The organism is Agrococcus sp. KRD186, from assembly GCF_017168255.1.
In the GTDB taxonomy this organism is placed as follows: domain Bacteria; phylum Actinomycetota; class Actinomycetes; order Actinomycetales; family Microbacteriaceae; genus Agrococcus.
This window is the reverse complement of record NZ_JABFAP010000001.1, coordinates 380,170-385,830: the sequence shown is the minus strand read 5'-3', so window position 1 is coordinate 385,830 and position 5,661 is coordinate 380,170. Positions and strand designations below refer to the sequence as shown.

The following is a 5,661-nucleotide window of genomic DNA, read 5'->3' as shown; positions in this document are numbered from 1 at the left end:
GGTCGAGCTGCTCGGGCGCCGACTCCAGCAGGATGCGGCCGGTGTCGCGCAGCAGCACGATCGAGCGCGGCACGATCAGCGCCGCCACCAGCGCGCTCGCGATCAGGTCGGCCTGCTGGAAGCCCCAGATCCAGATGGCGACCGCCGCCGCGATCACTGCGACCGAGCCGATCGCGTCGTTCAGCACCTCGAGGAACGCCGCCCGCAGGTTGAGGCTCGAGCCGCGGCCGCCGGCGAGCACCGCGAGCGAAACGAGGTTGCCGACCAGCCCGACGACGCCGAACACCAGCAGCAGCGGCCCCGGCACGTCGGTCGGCTCGCCGAGCCGGCGCACGCCCTCGATCACCACGACCAGCGCGACGATCAGCAGCGCGGCAGCCTGCGCGGCCGCCGCAGCAGCCGCTGCGCGCCGAGCGCGACGCCGAGCCCGGCGACATCCGTCAGCATGTGCACGGTGTCGACCAGCAGCGCGAGCGAGCCGGTGACGATCGAGCCGACGATCTGCGCGAGCCGCAGCAGCCGCTGCGCGCCGAGCGCGACGCCGAGCCCGGCGACATCCGTCAGCATGTGCACGGTGTCGACCAGCAGCGCGAGCGAGCCGGTGACGATCGAGCCGACGATCTGCGCGAGCAGCAGCGCTGCGGTGATGCCGAACGCGACGGCGATGCGCGTCGTGCTCGACGCATCCGCCCCGCCGTGCCCGTGCGCGTGACCGCCCGACATCAGTGCCCGCCGCCCTTCAGCCGACGCGCCCGTGCGCCGCGCCGAACCGCACCGTGCCCCCGCACCGCTACAGGCGCGACTTCGTGTGCCAGATGGTCTTCGTCTCCGTCAGGGCGAGGATGCGCTGCGGCGTCTCGGGCGCGATGCCCGGCTCCGGCCGGATGACCCGCTTGAGCGTGTCGGCGGCGCTCTGCTCGAGCGAGATCCAGTCGAGCTCGCCCGCGCCGGTGAGGTCGAGCGCGTTGACGCCGGCGTGGCTCGCGAGCCACGGCGCGAGCTCGGCGGTCGCGACCCTGCAGGCCGACGTGCTCGTCACCGACGACGCGCGGCTGGCGGCGGCCGCCGGCGGCGTGGTCGAGCGGATGTCGTGGACGGCGTTCGTGCGCGCGATCGGGTGACGAGGTCGTAGCACGGCGTCGCAGCAGCAGCGGCTGCCGTGGTCAGCCGACATGACCGACTCGACGGCAGGCGCGCCGATCGTGTCAGTCGAGTCCGGCGCGGGCCCTTGGACGACTGCCTCGGACTCACCGCGAGGCGCACCACCGCGTGCTGGAGCGCCAGTGGCGAACAATCCTCGGGGCCCCGCCCGCTGGCCGCGCGTCGGGAGCCTTGGGTTTCAGTGACAAGCTGGTGTATCGCGAGACCGCAATTCGCCAGAAGTCCCGAAGGCTGTGGTAGTCATAGCGCAGACCTCCCTCGCACCTACGAGAGGGTGGCTGGAGACGAACGGATCGAATCGTGCCCCATCACCCCACTCGAATGAAAGCTAGGCGACAAAGCTTCTGGAAAGTCTCGGTCGCCTCAGTGGCAGCCGTTGCGTTGACGTTTGTGGCCATCCCCGGGGCATCTGCCGAAGAAGGACATGATCCGAGCAACATTGGAGCGATCGGGGCGGCCGAGGCGATCGTTCCTGAGATTGTTGCGGAGACCGTCGTCGATGGGTTTGCATCCGTTGCCGAGACGGACAGCGCTCCCTCGGTAATTGTTGACGGCCTTGACTATGTCGAGGGGCAGTCACCTGGAATCGAGTTCAGCGTCGACTATGGGACGGATGTGATCGGCGAGGTAGATGGCATTACCGTGCTTGAAACCAGCAGCGAGTTGGTCGAGGCGCTGGTGCAGCCGACAAGTGCTGGTGTGAGGGTGCTCACTGTTATCGCGGATGCCTCTGCGCCGACCAGTTATGACTACACCTTCGACGTCCCCGTCGGGACGACACTAACCGCCTCCGATCAACTTTACTACATCGAATCGGGTGAAGACATTCTCGGCAGCCTCCGGTTGCCGTGGGCAGTCGATGCTGACGGGGACCCCGTCCCGACGACGTATTCATGGGAGGGAGCCACCCTCACCCAGCACGTCGACCTTTCACACGCTGGCATCGACTACCCCGTTGTGGCCGACCCCGCCTGGGGATATACCTACAGTTACAACGTCAAATGGACCGCATCCAAGAATTCGATGCTGCTGCGAAGCTGCTTTAACTGCTATTTCCCAGTCTCAGGCGCACCGAGGGCCTTTCCGTCGCCTGGCCAAATCCTTCCATTGAGGGTTGCGGGGTTCAATTTCGAGTGCAAGTTCAAGAGCACATTCACTGGCACTAACTACTTTGGCTTCCAGTTCGATGCAACCCGCAATCATGTAGATGGTTTGGGTTCGAACATTGTGTTTGAGTTCCGAACTGTCGGGGGCGTCAAGAAGTTGGTGGTCAGCGCATACATCGTGAATGACGCGATGTGGCTCAACAGCCCCGTCTACCGTGGCGGCGCGCTTGCAAACTGGGCGACGTTTGCTAGCAATCTCAACAATGCATACTAGGACTCGTGTGACGACCCTGACAGGGGCAACAGCCGCGCTCGGGACAGGCGCTGTCCTCGGCGGCCTACTCATCTTTGGTGCTGCAGCGATTCAGGCTGGCTCCGTCGTGGCCGACCCGTTCTTGCCGTGGGCAATAGCAGGCGGCGTGGCTGTCGGCGCGGTGGCGGGCCTGCTGGCGTTCGCCGCGGGCTGCGGCGCCTACGCGCTGGCGCTTCGTACAGGCCGAGAGCGCCCGGCCGCTGCCATTTCGATTGCCTGCGCGGCGCTCGTCGCGGGCGGCGTCGTGCTTGCCGCTGCTCTTATGACTCGGCATTCCATGCCGGGCACGCTGACCATCGCGACCATTCTCGTCGCTTCCAGTGCTGCGCTCGTCCTCGCGCGCGTCGCGTCGAGGCGGCCTCGTCACCCCGGAAGTTCCTGATCCGGGCGCCATCTTCACTAGGGCATGTCTCCCAATAAGGGGATCTTCGTAAACGAGGGTGTAGGTGGTCGGTGAGCGCAAGTTCGTCACCGTCACCATCGACCTCACCCCGATCCGCGCCGGCACTGCCCCCTCCCGGCTGCTAGACATGGTTGAGGGCCGATCGAAGCAGGCGTTCAAGCAATGGCTGAACCAACGCGACGGCGCATGGCGCGACGGAGTCGAGGTCGTCGTGACGGACGGCTTCACGGGCTTCAAGACCGCCGCGGCGGAGGAGCTGCCCGACGCGGTCGCGGTCATGGATCCGTTCCATGTGGTCCGCCTCGCAGGCGACGCGCTCGACCGCTTGTGTTTTGTCAAGTGGATGTCGGCCGTTTGAGCGCGGATTTTCCGGCCACGTGTGCACGGATTCCGGCCATGTGTGCGCGGCTGGAATCCGTGACGTGGGCGCTGGCCAGCGCGGGTGCTCGTCGTCGCTGCGAGGCGTTCGGCGAGCTGTTCGATCGTGGGCGATGGCCTCGCCGTGGCGTGCCGGGCGCGGTCTCGCTCGGCGCGGTCGGTGACGGCCGGGGGCCGTGTCGGTCTGGGTCGGCTATTTCATGAGGGCGTGGGCGACGCGGTAGGACTCGCCGCGGAACTGCAGGAGCCGGCCGTGGTGGACGATGCGGTCGATGACTGCGGCGGCCATCTGGTCGTCGCCGAACACGGTGCCCCAGCGGGCGAACTCGAGGTTGGTGGTCAGGATCAGGCTGCGTTTCTCGTATGCGTCGGCGATGACTTGGAACAGCAGCCGGGCGCCCTCGGCATCGATCGGCAGATATCCGAATTCGTCGATTGCCAGCAGCGGGTATCTGGCGATCGCGGCGAGTTCTTTGTCGAGCCGGTCGGCGTCTTTCGCGCGGCGCAGCTGGGCGACCAGTGACGCGGTGGTGTGGAATCGTGCCGGGATGCCTCGTTGGCAGGCGGCGGCGATCAACGCGCAGGCGAGGTGGGTCTTGCCGGTGCCGACATCGCCGTAGAACACCAGGTCCCCGGCATGCTGGAGGAACTCCAGGTCGGTGAGCTGCTCGCGGCCGTAGCCGTCGGGGAAGCGGATCGCGGACCAGTCGTAGCCATCGAGGGACTTCAGCGCCGGCAGCCGCGCGGCTCGCAGCAGCCGGACGTGGCGGGCATGCTGACGGGAGGCGTGTTCGGCGGCGAGGAACCCGTGCAGGTACTCGCGTTGCTTCGGCGTGCCCCGGGTCGCCCAGTCGGCCACGACGGTCGTGGTGAGCGAGATCGCCCGGCCGGCGGTGATGATGTCGTCATTGGTGACGGGTGCGCCGGTCATGCCGCGTCCTCCTGGGTCTGGGCCGTAGCCGCCGCGTCGGCGCCAGGCTGCTCGGTGAACTGGTCGTAGACATGCAGGTCGACGACCGTGGCGGCCGGTTCGAGGCCGTCGTGGATGCGGCGGGCGAGCATGCCAAGCCCGTCGCCCGCGGGGTCGGCACCGTGACCGAGCAACGCGGTGGCGGCATCGATCGCGATCTCGAAGCTGGTTGCCGTGGCGGCGTGGTCCAGCCGGGCCAGCAGCCGCGCCCGCTCCGCCAAGCCCGCCTGGTCGAGCCAGTCGCGGACGGGGTCGGCGACCAGCTCACGCGCCGGCGAATGCGACCACGCGCCGGGCTTCACGGCGAGGGCATGTAGCAGCTGTCCCGCGGCGAACACGGTCTGCTCGCTGCGTCCGAACACCCGGTCGAACACCACCACCGGGTGCGCGTGCTCGTCGAGAATCTCGATCCTGTCGTGGCGGACCCCGACGGTGAGATGCCGGCCGTGATAGGCCGGACCCGCCAGATACGCGACGCCCTCGACGATGATCTTGCCGGTCTTGTCCGCGCGGCGAGACTCGTACCGGACCGGGTCGAAGCCGATCCCAGGCAGCTCCAGCCCGGCGGCGATGTCGTCGGCGAACAGCTCACCGATCGGGACGTCCTTGCGCCAATGCTCCCGCGAGGCGAGCGCATCGCAGCGCTCCAGCAGCACCTGGTTCAACGCCGCCAACGACGCCGCCTCGGGCTCGGGAACCATCAGGTTGCGGCGCAGGAACCCCACCGCGTTCTCGACGTTGCCCTTCTCGTTGCCCGAGTTCGGATTGCAGTAACGGGCGGTGAGCCGGTAATGCGCCTTGAACGCGCCGAACAGCTTCGACTCGACGACCCTCTGCCCGCTACGCCGCCCCACGCCGGTGGCGTTGTCGAACACCAGCACCCGGGGCGCGAACCCCACGTGCTCGAAGATGCGGCGCAGCCCATCACAGACGCACTCGGCGGTCTCGCCGCGGTAGGCCTGCACGAACCGGGTGTTCGAGAACGGGAACGTCACCACCAGCAGATGCAGCAGCGTCCGCACCCCCGCGATGATCGCCACGCCCTGACCGAAATCGACCTGCGCCTGCCCCGGCGGCCACGCCAACTCCAGGAACCCCTCGGCCCGAGAGCGATGCTCGGCCCGATACTGCTTCACGAGCCGCTGCACCGGGGAATACGACCCCGCGTAGCCGTGCTCGGCGACCAGCCGGTCGAACACCCGGCCTGGATCGTGCCACCTCGGCCGGATTTCGTGACCTGATGGTCATTCTGCCTTGAGTTTCCGGGGTTCTTGGTGTCCGTGCGGGGCACTAATCGGGCGCTTCTAGACTGCCCAAGTGGGTATGTTCG

The 5,661-nt window shown here is 67.6% G+C and carries 7 protein-coding genes and 1 pseudogene; 3 read left to right on the top strand and 5 right to left on the bottom strand.

What is annotated here, in order from left to right; all coding sequences use genetic code 11:
* The 3 genes from J1M46_RS15580 to J1M46_RS01955 form a co-directional block, all read right to left on the bottom strand.
* The coding region (locus J1M46_RS15580; protein WP_342384225.1) for a cation diffusion facilitator family transporter at window positions 1–349 on the bottom strand (349 nt) is incomplete at its 3' end.
* 14 nt (window positions 350–363) lie between these two features.
* On the bottom strand, window positions 364–723 hold the full coding sequence (locus J1M46_RS15575) for a cation transporter (RefSeq protein WP_274606900.1): 360 nt from the start codon (window positions 721–723) through the stop codon (window positions 364–366).
* A gap of 67 nt (window positions 724–790) precedes the next feature.
* Window positions 791–1,039, bottom strand: coding sequence for a hypothetical protein (locus tag J1M46_RS01955; protein ID WP_206446296.1), 249 nt, complete (start codon window positions 1,037–1,039; stop codon window positions 791–793).
* Between the two features lie 422 nt (window positions 1,040–1,461).
* On the opposite strand from J1M46_RS01955, the gene J1M46_RS01950 reads away from it, so the two are divergent.
* From J1M46_RS01950 to J1M46_RS01940, 3 genes and pseudogenes are all read left to right on the top strand, one after another.
* Entirely contained in the window at window positions 1,462–2,541 is a 1,080-nt protein-coding gene (locus J1M46_RS01950) for a hypothetical protein (RefSeq protein ID WP_206446295.1), read from the top strand.
* Window positions 2,542–2,686: 145 nt separating this feature from the next.
* Window positions 2,687–2,962, top strand: a complete 276-nt coding sequence (locus J1M46_RS01945; RefSeq protein WP_206446294.1) for a hypothetical protein — start codon at window positions 2,687–2,689, stop codon at window positions 2,960–2,962.
* A 79-nt stretch (window positions 2,963–3,041) separates the two neighbouring features.
* Window positions 3,042–3,305, top strand: a pseudogene (locus tag J1M46_RS01940) (ISL3 family transposase); the annotation flags it as partial.
* A 249-nt stretch (window positions 3,306–3,554) separates the two neighbouring features.
* On the opposite strand, the gene istB reads toward J1M46_RS01940, so the two are convergent.
* Together istB and istA are read right to left on the bottom strand one after the other, a co-directional pair.
* The gene (istB, locus tag J1M46_RS01935) at window positions 3,555–4,220 is read right to left on the bottom strand and encodes an IS21-like element helper ATPase IstB (RefSeq protein ID WP_342384224.1); all 666 of its coding nucleotides are present in this window, start codon (window positions 4,218–4,220) and stop codon (window positions 3,555–3,557) included.
* A 68-nt stretch (window positions 4,221–4,288) separates the two neighbouring features.
* Window positions 4,289–5,560 (bottom strand): IS21 family transposase, encoded by a 1,272-nt coding sequence (gene istA / locus J1M46_RS01930; protein WP_342384403.1) that lies wholly within the window; start codon window positions 5,558–5,560, stop codon window positions 4,289–4,291.
* Between the last annotated feature and the right edge of the window lie 101 nt (window positions 5,561–5,661).

Bases quoted from the DNA above. Each gene is read 5' to 3' on its own strand.
- J1M46_RS15575 (WP_274606900.1), bottom strand. From the start codon at position 723: ATGTCGGGCGGTCACGCGCACGGGCACGGCGGGGCGGATGCGTCGAGC.